General features: G+C 40.6%; 16 protein-coding genes. 5 read left to right on the forward strand and 11 right to left on the reverse strand.

Annotated elements, in window-relative coordinates; genetic code table 11:
* Positions 1–19: 19 nt before the first annotated feature.
* The 4 genes from D7V32_RS09645 to D7V32_RS09660 all read left to right on the forward strand — a co-directional run bounded on the left by D7V32_RS09645 (position 20) and on the right by D7V32_RS09660 (position 3,498).
* Positions 20–670, forward strand: a complete 651-nt coding sequence (locus tag D7V32_RS09645; RefSeq protein WP_120402723.1) for a TetR/AcrR family transcriptional regulator — start codon at positions 20–22, stop codon at positions 668–670.
* Between the two features lie 118 nt (positions 671–788).
* Entirely contained in the window at positions 789–1,709 is a 921-nt protein-coding gene (gene argF / locus D7V32_RS09650; RefSeq protein WP_120402677.1) for an ornithine carbamoyltransferase, read from the forward strand.
* Positions 1,710–1,805: 96 nt separating this feature from the next.
* The gene (locus D7V32_RS09655) at positions 1,806–2,276 is read left to right on the forward strand and encodes a hypothetical protein (RefSeq protein WP_120402678.1); all 471 of its coding nucleotides are present in this window, start codon (positions 1,806–1,808) and stop codon (positions 2,274–2,276) included.
* 82 nt (positions 2,277–2,358) lie between these two features.
* Positions 2,359–3,498 (forward strand): hypothetical protein, encoded by a 1,140-nt coding sequence (locus D7V32_RS09660; RefSeq protein WP_120402679.1) that lies wholly within the window; start codon positions 2,359–2,361, stop codon positions 3,496–3,498.
* Positions 3,499–3,539: 41 nt separating this feature from the next.
* On the opposite strand, the gene D7V32_RS09665 is transcribed toward D7V32_RS09660, so the two are convergent.
* The 11 genes from D7V32_RS09665 to rpiA form a co-directional block, all read right to left on the reverse strand.
* Complete coding sequence (locus D7V32_RS09665; protein ID WP_120402680.1) at positions 3,540–3,893, reverse strand: YnfA family protein; 354 nt, start codon at positions 3,891–3,893, stop codon at positions 3,540–3,542.
* A gap of 98 nt (positions 3,894–3,991) precedes the next feature.
* Entirely contained in the window at positions 3,992–6,268 is a 2,277-nt protein-coding gene (gene clpA, locus D7V32_RS09670; protein ID WP_120402681.1) for an ATP-dependent Clp protease ATP-binding subunit ClpA, read from the reverse strand.
* A gap of 9 nt (positions 6,269–6,277) precedes the next feature.
* The gene (gene clpS, locus D7V32_RS09675) at positions 6,278–6,694 is read right to left on the reverse strand and encodes an ATP-dependent Clp protease adapter ClpS (protein WP_120402724.1); all 417 of its coding nucleotides are present in this window, start codon (positions 6,692–6,694) and stop codon (positions 6,278–6,280) included.
* Positions 6,695–6,712: 18 nt separating this feature from the next.
* Entirely contained in the window at positions 6,713–7,453 is a 741-nt protein-coding gene (locus D7V32_RS09680) for a DUF6776 family protein (protein WP_120402682.1), read from the reverse strand.
* 77 nt (positions 7,454–7,530) lie between these two features.
* On the reverse strand, positions 7,531–8,583 hold the full coding sequence (argC, locus tag D7V32_RS09685) for an N-acetyl-gamma-glutamyl-phosphate reductase (protein WP_171407632.1): 1,053 nt from the start codon (positions 8,581–8,583) through the stop codon (positions 7,531–7,533).
* Positions 8,584–8,731: 148 nt separating this feature from the next.
* A complete protein-coding gene (locus D7V32_RS09690; protein ID WP_120402683.1) occupies positions 8,732–9,685 on the reverse strand; it encodes a hypothetical protein in 954 nt (317 codons plus the stop codon).
* Complete coding sequence (locus D7V32_RS09695; protein WP_228200197.1) at positions 9,682–10,908, reverse strand: glycosyltransferase; 1,227 nt, start codon at positions 10,906–10,908, stop codon at positions 9,682–9,684. The genes D7V32_RS09690 and D7V32_RS09695 overlap by 4 nt, the downstream gene beginning before the upstream one ends.
* Before the next feature lie 708 nt (positions 10,909–11,616).
* Positions 11,617–11,880: a transposase gene (locus D7V32_RS17700; RefSeq protein WP_171407634.1), complete on the reverse strand. Its 264-nt coding sequence runs from the start codon at positions 11,878–11,880 to the stop codon at positions 11,617–11,619.
* Positions 11,881–12,267: 387 nt separating this feature from the next.
* A complete protein-coding gene (locus D7V32_RS09710) occupies positions 12,268–13,002 on the reverse strand; it encodes a PDZ domain-containing protein (RefSeq protein ID WP_171407635.1) in 735 nt (244 codons plus the stop codon).
* A gap of 40 nt (positions 13,003–13,042) precedes the next feature.
* Positions 13,043–13,717 (reverse strand): YgjP family zinc-dependent metalloprotease, encoded by a 675-nt coding sequence (locus D7V32_RS09715; RefSeq protein WP_120402687.1) that lies wholly within the window; start codon positions 13,715–13,717, stop codon positions 13,043–13,045.
* A 202-nt stretch (positions 13,718–13,919) separates the two neighbouring features.
* Positions 13,920–14,591: a ribose-5-phosphate isomerase RpiA gene (rpiA, locus tag D7V32_RS09720; protein WP_120402688.1), complete on the reverse strand. Its 672-nt coding sequence runs from the start codon at positions 14,589–14,591 to the stop codon at positions 13,920–13,922.
* Between the two features lie 107 nt (positions 14,592–14,698).
* Here rpiA and ilvA point away from each other — a divergent pair, with 107 nt between their 5' ends.
* Positions 14,699–16,237, forward strand: coding sequence for a threonine ammonia-lyase, biosynthetic (gene ilvA, locus D7V32_RS09725; protein ID WP_120402689.1), 1,539 nt, complete (start codon positions 14,699–14,701; stop codon positions 16,235–16,237).
* Positions 16,238–16,317 lie beyond the last annotated feature (80 nt).

Genomic DNA, 16,317 nt, shown 5'->3' on the forward strand with positions numbered 1-16,317 from the left:
GAACATGATTATTTCCAACATGCAAGATTTAGCTCAGTTAGAATCCATCGCACTTGACTTACCGCAAACAAAACGCGGTCATGAGCGTTGCGTTGCGCTTTTAGAAAGCGCTGCTGAACTATTTCTAGAACATGGATATGATGCTGTTTCTTTAGATGATATTGTGAACCATGCCGGCGGTTCTAAAGCTTCCATTTATAAATATTTTGGCCATAAAGAAGGCCTCTTTAAATCTATTTGCGACTATCGCCGTGATCAATTTTTTAAAGATATTTTTATGCCATTTAACCCCCAAGTTTCTAGCTTTAGAAATTACCTCATTCAAACCTTAATCAATTTTCAAGAACATTTAAAACAGCCAGAAAAAGCGGCTTTTATGCGTTTAATTTTGGAACAAAGTCAACGTAATTCTGAAATTGCGCAGCATATCCATGAACATGGCCCTAAAAAAATACAATTGGCCATTGCTGGCTGGCTTGAAATAGCCCACAAAAATGGAATATTACATTGTGAAAATCCATTATTTTCCTCTCAATTTTATTTTGGCATCTTAAGGGATATAGAGTGGAAAATTCTTATGGGCTTGCCGCAAGACGAAAGCGATCAAGAAAACACCAACTATATTGAATATTGCGTAGATCGCTTTCTTGATGGCCATCAAAAGCCTTAATTGTTTTGCAATCGTATATCTAGATAGTATAGAGTAGCCAATTCCATATTTTTTCCTTTAACCAACCAACAACTAATTGTTGTTTATTTTTTGATTCAGCAATTATTGTGGAGTAGCCATGGCTCTACGTCACTTCCTCACTTTACGCGATTTATCGACTTTAGAACTTAACCAAATTTTGCAGCGCGCCATTGAACTGAAGCGCAAGCAGCACGACAACGAAGTTTTTCAGCCATTTGTTGGCAAAGTTATGGGCATGATTTTTGAAAAATCGAGCACACGTACACGCGTATCGTTTGAAGCTGGCATGACTCAGTTCGGCGGCAGCGCAATCTTCCTGTCATCTCGCGACACTCAGTTAGGCCGCGGTGAACCCATTGAAGATTCAGCTCGTGTAATATCAAGCATGCTTGATATCGTAATGATCCGCACTTTTGGTCATGACATAGTAGAACGCTTTGCTTCTTACTCTAAAGTTCCAGTCATCAATGCATTAACCGATGACCATCACCCTTGCCAACTGTTAGCTGATATGCAGACTTTTATTGAACATCGCGGTTCAATTGAAGGTAAAACCGTTGCTTGGATTGGTGACGGTAACAACATGTGCAACTCATACATTGAAGCTGCGCACATGTGGGGCTTTAAACTGAAAATTGCTGCGCCTAAAGGCTATGAGCCTCAAGAAAAGTTTCTCTCTGAATTTGCTCACTGCGTTGAGCTGGTTGATTCTGCTGAAGATGCAGCTGTCAATGCTGACCTAATTGTTACTGACGTTTGGGCAAGCATGGGGCAAGAGGAAGAACAAAAAATCCGTGAAAAAGCATTTGCAGACTACCAAGTTAACGAACGCCTAATGGACCTTGCTCATTCAGACTGCTTATTTATGCACTGTTTACCAGCACACCGCGGCGAAGAAATTTCTGAAAACCTTCTAGAGCATAAAAATGCTGTTGTTTGGGATGAAGCAGAAAACCGCTTACACGCTCAAAAAGCATTGGTAGAATTCTTAATTAACGAAAACCTTAAAAAAGACTAAGGTTTTCGTTGAATAAAAAGCACCTTCGGGTGCTTTTTTTCATGCTTCATCGCTATAATCAAAACATAATTTAAAATTTTGACAGTGATAATCTTTATGTATTTAAAAACTATTGGTGTATGCCTAACCACCATTTTAGGCTCCGCCCTTTGCCAAATTCAAGCATCCGAATTTGATCAATATTTACAATCTAAACAGATTATTGATGCTCAATTTAAAATTCAGCAGCCTAAAGAACTTGATGAACTGCTCAGCGTTTTAAGTGCCGAAGATTCTAAAACTTTACCCTTAGAAATTGACAATAATACAATCATTGAACAGCTTAATTTATCTTCCCAAAAAACTGAATTAACAGGCATGATTATCACACCTGATTTTGCACAGTTTGAGCAAGATCTTGGATCTAAAGAAGTTCAGAAACTCATTAAGAAAAATTTAATACAGAACTGCCCTATTTTCTTTGAGCATGAATATCAGAAAAGAAATCCCTATTTGGTCGAGTTCGATTTAAGTTCAGAGAAAAACCACTACAAACTTGAATTAAAGCAAAAAGATTGCGGTATTTAATCATCGGCAAATATCCTATTTGCTATATGGATAGGCTTCTGCAACAATTCCTGAATATTTCAGAAGCCTGCTCACGATAATAATGCATCATAAAAAACTTAAAATAAGTTTGGCCACCCTATTCCTCTTATTTATTTTTATTCAATTATTCCAATATAAACAATACCTTGATATCAAATTAGATTTATATTCAAGTTATGGAACCATGACCACAGAAAAGGTGCAGAAGATTTTTCTTCTGCCGCAACAAGCCCAAGCCAGTTATAAGGCCATCATTGCAATACCTGGACTGACTGCCACAATAGATAAATGTAGTTTTTTACAGCTTCCTTGCTTGCATAGAAATTTCATCACTGTGCCCATTCAAGGCGCTGCAAATCCAGCCACTCACAGTATTGTTTTCCATATTCCTGAGTACCACCGATGGCTGTATAAGCTCAGTAATTTCAACTACTCGCTACCAAAGTCTGATCCAAAAAATAATGCTCCCTCAGTTATGGAAGGCCAGCTAGTCATTCAGACTCCTTTTACTTATGGAGGAGGAAATATACTACAACAGGCAATATCTATTGGCACAGCTTACGAAGGCCTACTCGGAACTCTAAGCTTCAGTAAACAAGGCTATGAAACACAACAACATATTGATGCTGACTTAATCGACAACGGCCAGCCTACACCTTATCAATTTGCCCGTCATCACCGTTATCTTGGTTATATGCAAAACAGTGGCATTCGACAGATAGATAATGTTCAAAGCAGTGACCATAACGCTGAATTAAAACACCGCATTCCAAATGTGGACGAAGTCTATGAGGCACAAAAAGATACAGCTCAGCTGGATCAGTTGCATTTTGAAAATTATGTCATTCGCGCCAAACTTAAAGATGTAAGCACGTGCAAGGAATATCCAAGTTTTGAATACAACATATTCTATATTAATGGAAAACTAGTGCGCTATGAATCAACACAAACAGATCAAACTAATTGCAAAACACACTATATAAGCCTTAGTCGCTTTGAAAATGGAAGTATCGACACATTTAGACACAGTATATACAACAACAAAAGCAACCAAATGCATTATGCAGAATGGCATTATCTGTGCCCTGTCAAAAGGTATTCTGTATTAGGTCAATGTGTACTTCCAAAGCCGAATGATCAAGAGATTCAAAGTATTGAAGCGGATATTCATCGCATTGTGAAATGGTTTGAACCTGTATAAATACATTCAAAGCAACCATTCACGACGAAGTTAAAAAATGTCTAGCGAATTACTCCCTGCGGCTGCAGTATAATTAATGCAGCTCCAATAAGCACAACCGCACCGCCAGCCAAATCCCAACGGCTCAGACTGACTTGATCGACATAACGCAGCCATAACAGCGCTGTAAAAATATAAATACCGCCATACGCCGCATAAATACGCCCAGATGCAGCAGGATGCAAGGTCAACAGCCAAACAAATGCCCCTAAAGCCAGTACTGTAGGCACCCACAGCCACTGACTTCGTCCTTGATTCAAAATAAGATAAGGAAAATAGCATCCTAAAATTTCCATCACCGCAGTAACTAAAAATAAAAAGAATGTCGTCAATACTTTAGTGAACGGCAGATCCAAAATTTTTAACCTTCTAAATGAGTGTAATGCAAAAAATTAAACAGACTGATACAAAATAACCCGTGAAAACACGGGTTATAGTGATTGTTGTAACGATATTAAGCTGGCTCAGCAGTTTGGTCTTCAAAAACCTCTAATTTCAAACCAATTGCCTTTCCATTTTCCTTCTTCACAGATACGGCAACATTGCCGCCATGCTCGGCCAACTCACCAAACAGGATCATTTCAGCCAGCGGTTTCTTCAAATGCTCTTGAATTAAACGCTGCATTGGACGTGCGCCCATCAGGCGGTCATAGCCATTTTCTGCCATCCACTCACGGGCATCCTGATCCACTTCCAGCAATACCTTTTTATCATCAAGCTGTGCTTGCAGTTCAGTTAAGAACTTATCCACCACATTTTCAATGACGGTTGTAGGTAAGGCTTTAAACTGAATAACGCTGTCTAAACGGTTACGGAATTCAGGCGAGAAAGCTTTTTTCATTGCATCCTGATTATCACGGCTATTGTCTTGATCCATGAAACCAATACTGACACGTGAAATGCTTTCCGCACCGATATTCGTCGTAAGAACCAGAACCACATTGCGGAAGTCCGACTTACGTCCATTGTTATCCGTCAAAGCGCCATGATCCATAATTTGCAGCAGCAAGTTAAAAACATCTGGATGCGCTTTTTCAATCTCATCCAGCAGCAATACACAATGCGGATTTTTATGAATTGCATCCGTCAGTAAACCGCCCTGATCAAAACCGACATAGCCTGGAGGTGCGCCAATTAAGCGAGATACGGCATGACGCTCCATATATTCAGACATATCAAAGCGGATCAGCTCAACACCTAACAGCTTGGCTAACTGTTTAGTAACTTCTGTTTTACCTACACCTGTAGGCCCCGCAAAGACAAAACTGCCAACAGGCTTATCTGGTGACTTCAAACCGGCACGTGACAGTTTAATCGCCGAAGATAATGCTTCAATTGCTTCATCTTGACCAAATACCACACGCTTAAGGTCTCGCTCCAAATGCTCAAGCACAGACTTGTCATCTTTAGAAACTGTTTTAGGCGGAATACGGGCAATTTTAGAAACAATATCTTCAATATTTTCCACAGTAATTGCCGTATCGTCTTGTTCAGCTTTCAGACGGCGCTGCGCACCAGCCTCATCAATCACATCAATAGCTTTATCTGGCAAGAAACGGTCATTAATGAATTTAGCAGAAAGTTCCACAGCAGAAACTAAAGCCTGATCATCATATTTCACATGGTGAAATTCTTCAAATTTCGACTTCAGACCGCGCAAAATATCAATCGTTTCTGAGATTGATGGTTCATTTACATCAACTTTCTGGAAACGGCGGGACAAAGCATGATCTTTTTCAAAAACTTGACGATATTCTTGAAAAGTTGTCGAACCGATACAGCGCAGAGAACCATTTGCGAGCGCTGGCTTAATTAAATTTGATGCATCCATCGTACTGCCCATGCTTGAGCCAGCACCAATAATCATATGGATTTCATCAATAAACAGCACTGCTTCTGGTTTTTTCTTCAATGCATTTAAAAGCTGCTTTAAACGTTTCTCGAAATCACCGCGGTATTTTGTACCCGCCACCAATGCGCCAATATCCAAACTGAATACTTCGGCATTTTCAAGCGGCTTCGGCGCTTTTCCATTCACAATCAGCCATGCCAAGCCTTCTGCAATAGACGTTTTACCGACACCCGGATCCCCGACCAAAAGCGGGTTATTTTTACGGCGGCGGCAAAGAATTTGTGCAGTGCGCTCAATTTCTTTTTCACGGCCAATCAGCGGATCTGTTTTTCCTTTTTGCGCCTCAACATTCAGGTTAGTCGTATAAAGCTCTAAAGGGCCAGCATTTGCAGATGATGATGCTTCACCATCCAGCTCTTCTATTTCTTCTTCTGGCTGCGCATCATCTTTACGCGTACCGTGTGAAAGATACTGAGTCAGTGTTAAACGGTTAATTTGATGACGTTTCAGCAAATATACAGCGAACGAGTCACGCTCAGAGTACATTGCAACTAAAATATCTGCCCCTTCAACAGTACGGTCACCGCCGCTCGACTGCACATGAAAAATTGCGCGCTGTAAAATTCGGTCGAAACTTTCTGTTGGATGCGGCGCTTGGTCGTTGTTTTCACCCAACTTAGGTGTATGCTGTTCAACGTATTCTTCTAACTCTTTACGAAGCACAATGATGTCTGCACCGCAAGCTTTGAGCGCATTCACAGCAGAGTCGTTATCGAGTAAAGCCAATAATAAATGTTCTACCGTCAGAAACTCATGTCTCTTTTGACGAGCCATGCTGACAGCCAAACGTAATGATACTTCTAATTGACGACTGAGCATGTAATCCCCTTAATCTTTTGGCTCAATCTGACAAAGCAATGGATGACCTTGTGACCGAGCATAATTATTGACTTGGTTCGCTTTTGTCTCCGCGATGTCCCGCGGGTAAACACCTGCAACACCCTTTCCTTCATAATGTACAGTTAGCATTACTTGAGTAGCTTGGTCAAGATTCATTGCAAAGTATTGTTGTAAAATTTCAATAACAAAGTCCATTGGCGTGTAGTCATCGTTCATTAAAACGACAGCATACATAGGCGGACGCTTGAATTGAGGCGGAGCAGTCATCACTGCGGCATCCGAACCGCCTTCCTCATGAGATTCATCACCGCTTAGACGCGGGCTGATATGCCAGTCAACCAACCCAGTTTGATGAAAAGAGTCTTTAATACTTGAGAGACTGATTTGAGGTTTATTGCTTCGCATATAGTTTGTTTTCACAGTTTAATTTGCATTTGCTTCAGCTTGTGGAATTTCTGAAAGAAATGCGGATTGATTTTCTACAGGCTGTCCTTTAGACCAGCTGAATCTGCGGACAACTGGCGTCGCAGGCCCATTTAAACGAACTTCAATAAAGTTAGGCGTAAAGCCTTTTGGCATTGTCCAGCGGCCTGTTAAACGCTCATTGTTTTCAAAATTGAAGTTTTTATCATCCATCGGCACAGTCATGACTTCAGTACCTTGGATTAAACGCATTTCAACCGTACCAGACGCATTGCGCTTTCCAGGATTAACTTGCATTAAATCCAGCTGGTATTCAAAGGCATTATCAGGCAGCGGTTTAATTGCTAAATGCTGTACCGCCAATGCTATACCGCCGCGCTGACGCAGCACTTCTCGGTACAGCACACCTAAATTTTCAGACTGTTCTTGTTCATCACGCGCTTTATTTACAGCCAAATACAGGTCATTTGAGTTGCTGACCGCCACATCACGCTCTTGCACGGCTGTGTTCAGCGATTTATGCATCGCTGCCAATTCAGTTTTTTGCTTTTGCACAACTTCTACCAGCTGTTCAGCATCAGCATCATAGCCGACCACTGTCAGCCCTTGCCGATGACCGACAGAATAGCCCAGCAAACCGCTGCTGACCGCAATAACCGCAGCGCCAATCGCCAAAGACATATTGGTTTGTAAAAACGTTTTTTTGCTGTCTGACGTGATATTTGAGTCTGAATTCGGCATCGCCATCTCTTATTTGATTTATTCAAGACACACATTTAAATCGAAATCTAAATGTGTGTGAAGCTCTAATACGTTTCTTATGGTAATAAACCGATGCCTTGCAAACCAGCATCTTCGGCAAAACTGAACATCAAGTTCATATTTTGCACAGCTTGGCCTGCAGCACCTTTTACTAAGTTGTCTTGTGCTGCAAGAATCACCAGTTTTTTAGGCTGAGGCTTGTACAAAGCAATGCGTAATTGATTTGCGCCGCGCACAGAACGTGTTTCCGGTGAGCTGCCTGCAGGCATAACATCTACAAAAGTTTCATTTGCATAGAATTGCTCATAAAGCGACTGTAAATCCGCTTCTGCGCCTGCATCAGTTAAATCGATATAAATCGTGCTGAGCATACCGCGAATCATCGGCACTAAGTGCGGAACGAATAAGATTTCGTTAAACACACCTTTTTGACCTGAAATATTTTCAAGCGCTTCTACAATTTCAGGATGATGGCGATGGCCTGCAACACCATAAGCTTTAAAGTTGTCTGCATTTTCAGAATAAATCATGCCAAGGCTTGCTTTACGGCCAGCACCTGAAACACCTGATTTTGCATCAATGATAATGCTTTCAGGTTTCACTAATGCGTCAGCTTTTAAAACTGGCGCCAAACCCAGCTGTACAGTTGTCGGGTAACAGCCTGGGTTGCCAATCACTGCAGCTTGTTGAATTTTGTCACGGTTTAATTCGGATAAACCATAAACTGAATCTTTTAAAATTTCAGGACATGCATGCTGCATGCCATACCATTTTTCAAACTGTTCAAGGTCTTGTAAACGGAAATCTGCCGCCAAATCAATCACTTTTGTATTTGCAGCAACCAATTCTTCTGCGTGTTTCATTGCAACACCATGCGGTGTGGCAAAGAATACAACATCACATTGTTTTAATTCATCTATATTTAGGTCTGAATAGCAAAGGTCTGTATGTCCGCGCAGGCTTGGGAACATATCATCTACACGGCGTCCATTTTCAGTACGCGAAGTTAATACTTTCACTTCCGCATTTGGGTGTCGCAGTAAAATACGCAGTAATTCAACACCTGTATAACCTGTACCGCCGACAATACCTACTGAAATCACGCTCATTACCTCTATTCAAAGTATCCATTTGATGACTGCGTAGTATGACAGGAAGTTATGGCTTTCTAAACTGTTTTGCCGAGCTATTGGCTGAATTTTATCATTTTACCTTGGCTTAAAAGCCAAGGTAAAACTAACACTGCTTTTAGCTTCGTTAAAACTTAAGCACCCATTCGCCCATCAAATATCGATAGCTATAGTCAGCGCCATAATATGAAGCACTATTACTATAACCGGCATTCAAGCGTATAAATTGGTTTTGATGGATCGGACTCTGTATATTCAGTTCCAGCAGTTTTGTCGATTGACTCGGCACATCGGCTACTTTTTCACGGCCATAACCTGCTGTCAGCCCTGCGGTCCAGCCACTAAATCTTTTACGCCAACCGATAGCGAGCATACTCTCTTCATAATCCTTAGGGTTAAAATACAAGCCAGCAACATCATCAGCATCACTTCGATACATACGATATCGCGCCTGCAACGTTAAACCTCTCTCCAGCGATGGCTGATAAATCAATTTTAAGCGGCCATGATCACGGCGGTTATCATCTGAAAACAGCTGCGCGGCTGCCAAACCGACGACTGTAACATGCGGCCCTATTTGCTGATCAACAGCGCCGCCCAAGTATGTAAAATGAATACCCTGCTCTAAAGCGGGCCGAGTTTCGACCCAGTCTCGATTAGCAAATACTTCTATAGCAGTACTTTTGCTTAAAGGTTGACGATAGCTTCCATCAAAGGCCGCTAAAGTATGATCATTTTGTTCAAATATCCCAGCTTCCAACGTCCAGCCATTTGCCGTTGCAGCTTCAACATTTTTAGCAATCAGCGATACCTTATAGGCATCACTCTGCCAATCATCAATTTTATAATTATAAGCACTGAAACGCGCCCCCAAATAATCATTTGCGTTGTCATATTGAGGAAAAATTTCTGCTGATAGTTTTTTTGTTTCGAAGCCTTCACTATCACGGCTAATGAAAAATTCTGTACCAGCTGCCCAGTCTGACGGCTGCTTTGCTGGCAACTCATCTGCCTGCGCATAGGCAGAAAGCACACACACAAAACACAATGAGAAACCAAAATTGACGTTGCTCGATTTCATTTAGTACCCCATTTTTTACGTGTTTTCAAAATTTCATCTAAATAGCCTAAAATACTTGCAGGCTGCAGCAAGAAACTATAAGCCAAAACATATACAAAAAAACCTGTTAGATTTTTACGTATTTTAAGGTCCATGGCTTTAAACATACGCTTCTCAATACTGTAATTGAGAAAACCCAATAAAAATGCCATAGGCAAGAGTGCCAAAGTCATTGGGCCTACAATCCAAAAATGACCAAAACATGCCAAAATAATGCCCGGAATAAAACCAAAGGTAAAAGCTATGTCTAACCATGGAAACAGCATATTCCAATGAATAAAGAAGGTAGATAATCGCGGCTTAATCACGACTCCTGGATGCTTAATAAAAGCTTCCATCATGCCGCGAGCCCACCGCTGACGCTGTTTCACAAACACATTTAGTTCAGAGGGCGCATTGGTAAAGACACATGCATCCTCCGAATGGCCGACACGGTAACCTGCTCTGAGTAATGCCCAAGTGAGTACAATATCTTCCCCTACACACTCAGGCCAGCCGCCGACTTCAACAAGCGCATTACGGTCATAAATTGAGAATGCACCTTGAGCAACCAAAGTCCCTTGATATAAAGGCTGTAAACGCTTTGTCGCAGCGATTCCTAAAAAATAATCCCACTCTTGCGTTTTCGTAAGTAAGTTTTGACGTGAATTTCGAACCAAAATTTTACCTGCAACCGCTCGTGTATTTGGCGGATCAGAAACATAACGTTCGACAATACATTGCAGCGCAATATTATATAAATAGGAGTCCGCATCCAATGTTAGCACCAAGTCATACTTGGCCAATTTCAACCCTTCATTTAAGGCATGGGCTTTACCCGCATTTTGCTTTAAATCTAGTAAGGTTAGCCATGGATACTGAGCTTCAGCCTGTTTTACCAGCTGCGCAGTGTGATCTTTAGATCCGTCATTAATCACAATAACTTGCAAGCCGCCAGGATAATTCTGTTGGTCCACACTTTTGAGCGTATCTAAAATAGAAGACTCTTCATTATATGCAGCAATGAGAATTGTAATATTTGGATAGATATCTAGGGCTTTGCGTTTAGGCCTTTTATCCATCACCAAACTCAATGCGGCAAAGGAGTTCATAAATCCAGGAATAATTGCAATGCCGTAAATAAAAAATATCGCCGCGACGGAGCCGATCAATTGACTTAAATCTCGAATCCAATTTTCGGCCATCCATAAAGAGAACCATGTCCAAAGACAAGCCCCAATGAAAGCTATAACAAATTTTACGCGAACAGAAATATAAAACCGTGTAGCACGACTGCTACGATCATGAATAACCATATAAATGCTTTAAGCGTCTATTATTAACGCAGAGGGAGAAGGAGAAAACAAAGCCAGAAGCATGTTTTAAAATATATAAAAGCAATTATTTAAAACACACTCGTATTTAAATAAAATGTGAGGGCTCATTTTTTTCAAACAACAATTCGTTCAAAATATACTCAGCCTTAATCGAAGCACATAATACACAAAAAACTCACAAAATAATATAAAAATGTGACTCAACTATCAGTATTAAAAATAAATTGCCTATATTTAAAGCAAAAAAAACTTAAATTAATAAAGTAAAAACTCTAAATTCAACTTATGCTATTAATTAAAAAGAAAATACAAAAATAAATACAATACACCTCTTTCATAAATCATTTTTAACTCAACTCCAAGTCATCGATTCCCGCAATTAAATTAAACTCGGCCGTTTACCTCTATTTCGATAACGTTCCGCAAGAATTTTAAAGGTTTTCAGGCGGTCAAATACATGCTCAATTCCGATTCTTCTTTTGTTGATTGCCTGATTATAGATTTTGAATTCAGGATACAATTTACAGTGTCTTTTAACGGCAATAGGCTATTAGGATACACAGCATAAATTCCCAGCTAGCCTTTATCTGCAAGGATAAAAGCCCCTAAAGGAGTCTGCCTTAAATTGCGTTTGAATAGCTCGAAATCATGCACCGAACCCCGATCAGCGCATAAATTCAGAGTTTGCTGAGTTTTATAATGAATGATGGCCTGTACTCTGAAAGTATGCGTCTTTTTCTTGCCACTATAGCTTTTCTTCTGCTTTTTAGGCCTTTGAATTGGAATTTTTGCGGCATCCACGATCACCACATTCCAGCCTATGCCTTCACCTTCAGGCAAACTCTTCGTTAAATTAAACAGATTGGACTGAATCAGACAATCTCTTCAACATAACGAAATTCCTGAGGCTGTTGGCTCTGCTCCCCGTAATTCATTGCGATGTGAATAAAGTCCAGTATTCCCGCCAATCGCTTAGACAGAACAAAACCTGATCTTCCACACTTAACTTGTGTGGTCTGCCTTAGCTGGAACATGCTTCTGCAATTGCTCAACCATTAAATAAAATGTTGTCCATGAGATGCTCGTATATCGCTTAAACTGTGTTTCAGAAAGCTTCTTTGAATCGATGTATTTCGTCTAAAAATTATGTACGAATACCAAGAAAATCAGATCACAAATATTAATCAAAAGGCTGGCCATTTTTTGATTGATGAAAGATATCTAATATCACTGTTTCATACTTACTTCTATGGGCATCTTCTGTCCTTTTCTCAGAATTTCAAACTTTACCGTATTTCCTCTTAAATAATTTGAACTTTCAACAAATGCACTGACATCATTAATATTATCATCATTCACTTTTATAATAATATCCTGCGGAAAAATAACACCTTTGGCTGGAGAGTCAGCTTGAACTTTTTTTACAATCACGCCGCCCTGAAGGCCATTATTAATTTTATCCTTAGAAGACAATATGCTGGGATAAATTCCTGTTACTGAATTATATTTATAAAAATATCGTGAGGAATATTCTGTCCTGTTCGCAAGACGATGAGGAACTGCCTCAATAGTTCCAACAGGATAACTATTTAAATCACTTTTTTGATTATCACCAATTAAAAATGGATATGAATCTGGCTTTGAATTTCTATATCTATAATAATATCCATTCTCTACAGGCGCATTACTGAAAATAACAATTTGTGCCCCCAATTGATTTCCTTTATTTTTCAGGTCCCACATGCTATCGCTGTAGCCCCTATTTGTAGATACACTTTTAAATGTTTCACTCATCACAGGAACATAGCCCTGCTCAATCAGCTCATCTGTTTTAAGATCAATATCATCAACCATCATGACTTCAGGTTTTTTTCGCCAGCTTTCCCGATCTTGAAAATTATCTGCAAAAATCGGGGCTGAACACGCAAGTAAAATTAATCCCAGAATTTTTTTATTTTTCATAACCATACACCCAATAAGTTTAGGTTTTATGAAAAATATACTAGCACCACCACCACGGCATCACACCACTTTTTAAAGTTTTCCGATGATTTTTATAGTTTGAATCATGCTTCTCCACCTCCTCCCAAAAATTCAGACTATGATCAAAGTATTTAGTATGCGCCAATTCGTGGACTGCAACATAGCGTGTGATTTCCTGCGAAAAAAGTACCAATCCGCTGTTCAGCATAATGTCGTGTTTAGCAGAACAACTGCCCCAGCGGGTTTTCGGCTGTCGAATAGCACATTCACCAAACGGCAAGCCAATTTCAAGACTTAATTGCTCCAAATACACAGGTAAATGCGCTTTTGCATAGGCAATTACAAAAGCCTTTAAGTAGCTTTCAGGCTGTCTATCACTAATGAAAAGTTGGTGATTTTGCTCATCTAAAATGAATGAATTTTTTTGGGTTTTATAAATAACCCTTAAAGGCTGCTTTAAATTAAAAATCTTCAGCTCCGTAGGCAAACTTCGGGCGATCTGCCCCACTGCAGCCTGCTGCTTCTGCCACGTATCAATCATCCATTGTTCTGATTGTTTTAGAAAATCTTGAACTTGGCGCTGTGTACAAAACTGAGGAACCGTTAATTTAATTTGAGTTGGCTCTACACGCAGTCTGAGGCGTGTTGCGCGTAATTTTCGAGTAATTTGAATTTCAGGAAGGTTTGGGGTCATTTATTCTATAATTTTATTATGAAATTTGTAGTTCCCTCTCCTTTCAGGATGAGAAACATGGTTTCGCAAGAGGGAGAGGTTGATTAATTCCCTCATCCTCTTGCGTAGCTTCGCTACTCATCCCAGAGGGAGAAGGAACTTTCAATATAAATTCAATTCAGTTTCACTTAAACTTTTGATAGAACTGTATTAAATCAAGAAACTAAACCGCTGTACGTTCTTCAATACCGTTATCGGTTGCAACAACTGCAATATCTGCTTTGTTTAATGCAAAGATACCGTTACACACAACACCCGGAATGTCATTCAAAGTCTTTTCAAGCTCTAAAGCATTTAAAATATTTAAGTTATGCACATCCAAAATTACGTTGCCGTTATCCGTTACTACACCTTCACGGTAAACCGGATCACCGCCTAAAGAGACGATTTTACGCGCCACAGCAGAACGCGCCATTGGAATTACTTCAACAGGAAGCGGAAAATCACGGCCCAATTGGTCAACCCATTTTGAATCATCTACGATACAGACGAATTTTTTCGCAATAGAGGCAACAATTTTTTCACGTGTAAGCGCCGCGCCGCCGCCTTTAATCATATGCATGTGACGGTCAATTTCATCTGCGCCATCTACATAGGCATCTAAACCGCCAACGTGGTTCATATCAACCACTTCAATGCCTAATTTCTTTAGACGCTGTGCTGTTGCTTCCGAGCTTGCAACAGCTGCTTCCAATTGAAGTTCTGGCAATAATTCAATGAGGAAGTTCACAGTACTTCCTGTACCAACACCCAAAATACCGCCCTTTGGCAAATGCTTTAATGCAGCTTTTGCGGCAGCTTGTTTCTTTTCATCTTGGGTAGCATACAGACTCATAACTTGGCTCAACTATTTTTTGACATTTGCTGCTGATTTTACAGCCCAAATGTACAGGTGTTTGTTACAATGAACACCTATTTTAAACTGTTAGATGGAAAATTAACATGCTGTCTCGTTTGGTTCGACAAATATTACAGGCAACGGTCTATGACGTTGCAATCGAAACTCCACTCGAAGCAGCGCCACGAATTAGTGAAAAACTAAATAACAACATTCGCTTTAAACGTGAAGACTTGCAACCTGTCTTTTCCTTTAAGCTGCGCGGCGCCTATAACCGTATTAGTCAATTACCGAAATCTCAGTTGGAACGTGGCGTTATTACGGCTTCTGCAGGCAACCATGCGCAAGGCGTGGCGCTGTCTGGTAAAAAGTTGGGTATCCGCGCCATTATTGTCATGCCTAAAACGACTCCCGATATTAAAGTTCAAGCGGTCAAACGCTTAGGCGGTGAAGTGGTCTTGCATGGCGACTCATTTGATGTTGCCAATAAATATGCTATTCAGCGTGCGAAGGAAGACGGCATGTCATTCATTCCGCCTTATGACGACGAGCTGGTGATGGCAGGCCAAGGTACCATTGCCAACGAAATTTTACGTCAATGGCGTGATGTTGATTATGTTTTTGTTGCTGTTGGCGGCGGCGGCTTAATTGGAGGTATCGCAGCTTACCTCGGTGATGTTGCTCCGCATGTCAAAGTTATTCCTGTGGAATATGATGAATCTGCCTGTTTAAAAGCCGCATTTGAAGCTGGTGAGCGTGTCATTCTTCCCTCTGTAGGCTTATTTGCAGACGGTACAGCTGTGGCTCAAATTGGTGAAAAACCATTTGAAGTGATTCAACTGCAAAAATCGGATAATTCTGGTCCAATCGTTGAACGCGAAGTTGTACTGGTCAATACAGACGAAATCTGCGCAGCAATTAAAGATACCTTTGATGAATGCCGTAGCATTGTAGAGCCATCTGGCGCAATGGCTTTGGCAGGCATTAAAAAATATGTGGCTGAGCATGGCCTAGAAGGCAAAAATATAGTGTCGATTGTTTGCGGCGCCAATATGAACTTCGACCGCCTGCGCTATATTGCAGAACGTACAGAACTCGGTGAACGTAAAGAAGCCATTTTTGCAGTGACCATCCCAGAAGAAAAAGGCTCATTCCTAAACTTCTGCCGTGCGTTACAAGGCCGAAATATCACTGAATTTAACTACCGTGCCAGTCATGCCAGTGCTGCACAAGTCTTTGTCGGGATTAGTTTAAAAGGCGGTGATAAAGAACGTCATGACATTTTTGAAACACTGAAAGTACAATATGATGTCGATGATTTGTCTGATGATGAAGTGGCAAAACTGCATATCCGTTATTTAATTGGCGGCCATGCAGATATTGAAAATGAACGCCTATTCCGCGTGGAATTTCCTGAGCGTCCGGGCGCATTATTAACTTTCTTAGAGCGTCTTGGCCCGACACACAATATCACCCTGTTCCACTACCGTAACCACGGTGCAGCGGAAGGCCGTGTATTAGTCGGTATGGAAGCAACAGATGCCAAACAAAACCCAGACGGTTTAGTTGAAACATTGGAAAGCATTACTTATCCATATGCTGAAATCACCAATAACTTAGGTTATCAGCGTTTCCTCAAATAAGTCCATATCGACATGAAAAAGAGCTTTCTAATGAAAGCTCTTTTTTATTGCATCACGCTGGATTACACCAAACCAGCAGG

It is taken from the genome of Acinetobacter tianfuensis, assembly GCF_003611465.1.
GTDB classification, from domain to species: Bacteria; Pseudomonadota; Gammaproteobacteria; order Pseudomonadales; family Moraxellaceae; genus Acinetobacter; species Acinetobacter tianfuensis.

What these genes read in the sequence shown, in the direction of transcription:
- argF (WP_120402677.1), top strand. Translation starts at nt 789, where the DNA reads ATGGCTCTACGTCACTTCCTCACTTTACGCGATTTATCGACTTTAGAA.
- clpS (WP_120402724.1), bottom strand. Translation starts at nt 6,694, where the DNA reads ATGCGAAGCAATAAACCTCAAATCAGTCTCTCAAGTATTAAAGACTCT.
- D7V32_RS09645 (WP_120402723.1), top strand. Translation starts at nt 20, where the DNA reads ATGCAAGATTTAGCTCAGTTAGAATCCATCGCACTTGACTTACCGCAA.
- rpiA (WP_120402688.1), bottom strand. Translation starts at nt 14,591, where the DNA reads ATGAGTCTGTATGCTACCCAAGATGAAAAGAAACAAGCTGCCGCAAAA.
- D7V32_RS09680 (WP_120402682.1), bottom strand. Translation starts at nt 7,453, where the DNA reads ATGCCGAATTCAGACTCAAATATCACGTCAGACAGCAAAAAAACGTTT.
- argC (WP_171407632.1), bottom strand. Translation starts at nt 8,583, where the DNA reads ATGAGCGTGATTTCAGTAGGTATTGTCGGCGGTACAGGTTATACAGGT.
- D7V32_RS09690 (WP_120402683.1), bottom strand. Translation starts at nt 9,685, where the DNA reads ATGAAATCGAGCAACGTCAATTTTGGTTTCTCATTGTGTTTTGTGTGT.
- clpA (WP_120402681.1), bottom strand. Translation starts at nt 6,268, where the DNA reads ATGCTCAGTCGTCAATTAGAAGTATCATTACGTTTGGCTGTCAGCATG.
- D7V32_RS09695 (WP_228200197.1), bottom strand. Translation starts at nt 10,908, where the DNA reads ATGGCCGAAAATTGGATTCGAGATTTAAGTCAATTGATCGGCTCCGTC.
- D7V32_RS09655 (WP_120402678.1), top strand. Translation starts at nt 1,806, where the DNA reads ATGTATTTAAAAACTATTGGTGTATGCCTAACCACCATTTTAGGCTCC.
- D7V32_RS09710 (WP_171407635.1), bottom strand. Translation starts at nt 13,002, where the DNA reads ATGAAAAATAAAAAAATTCTGGGATTAATTTTACTTGCGTGTTCAGCC.
- ilvA (WP_120402689.1), top strand. Translation starts at nt 14,699, where the DNA reads ATGCTGTCTCGTTTGGTTCGACAAATATTACAGGCAACGGTCTATGAC.
- D7V32_RS09660 (WP_120402679.1), top strand. Translation starts at nt 2,359, where the DNA reads ATGCATCATAAAAAACTTAAAATAAGTTTGGCCACCCTATTCCTCTTA.
- D7V32_RS09715 (WP_120402687.1), bottom strand. Translation starts at nt 13,717, where the DNA reads ATGACCCCAAACCTTCCTGAAATTCAAATTACTCGAAAATTACGCGCA.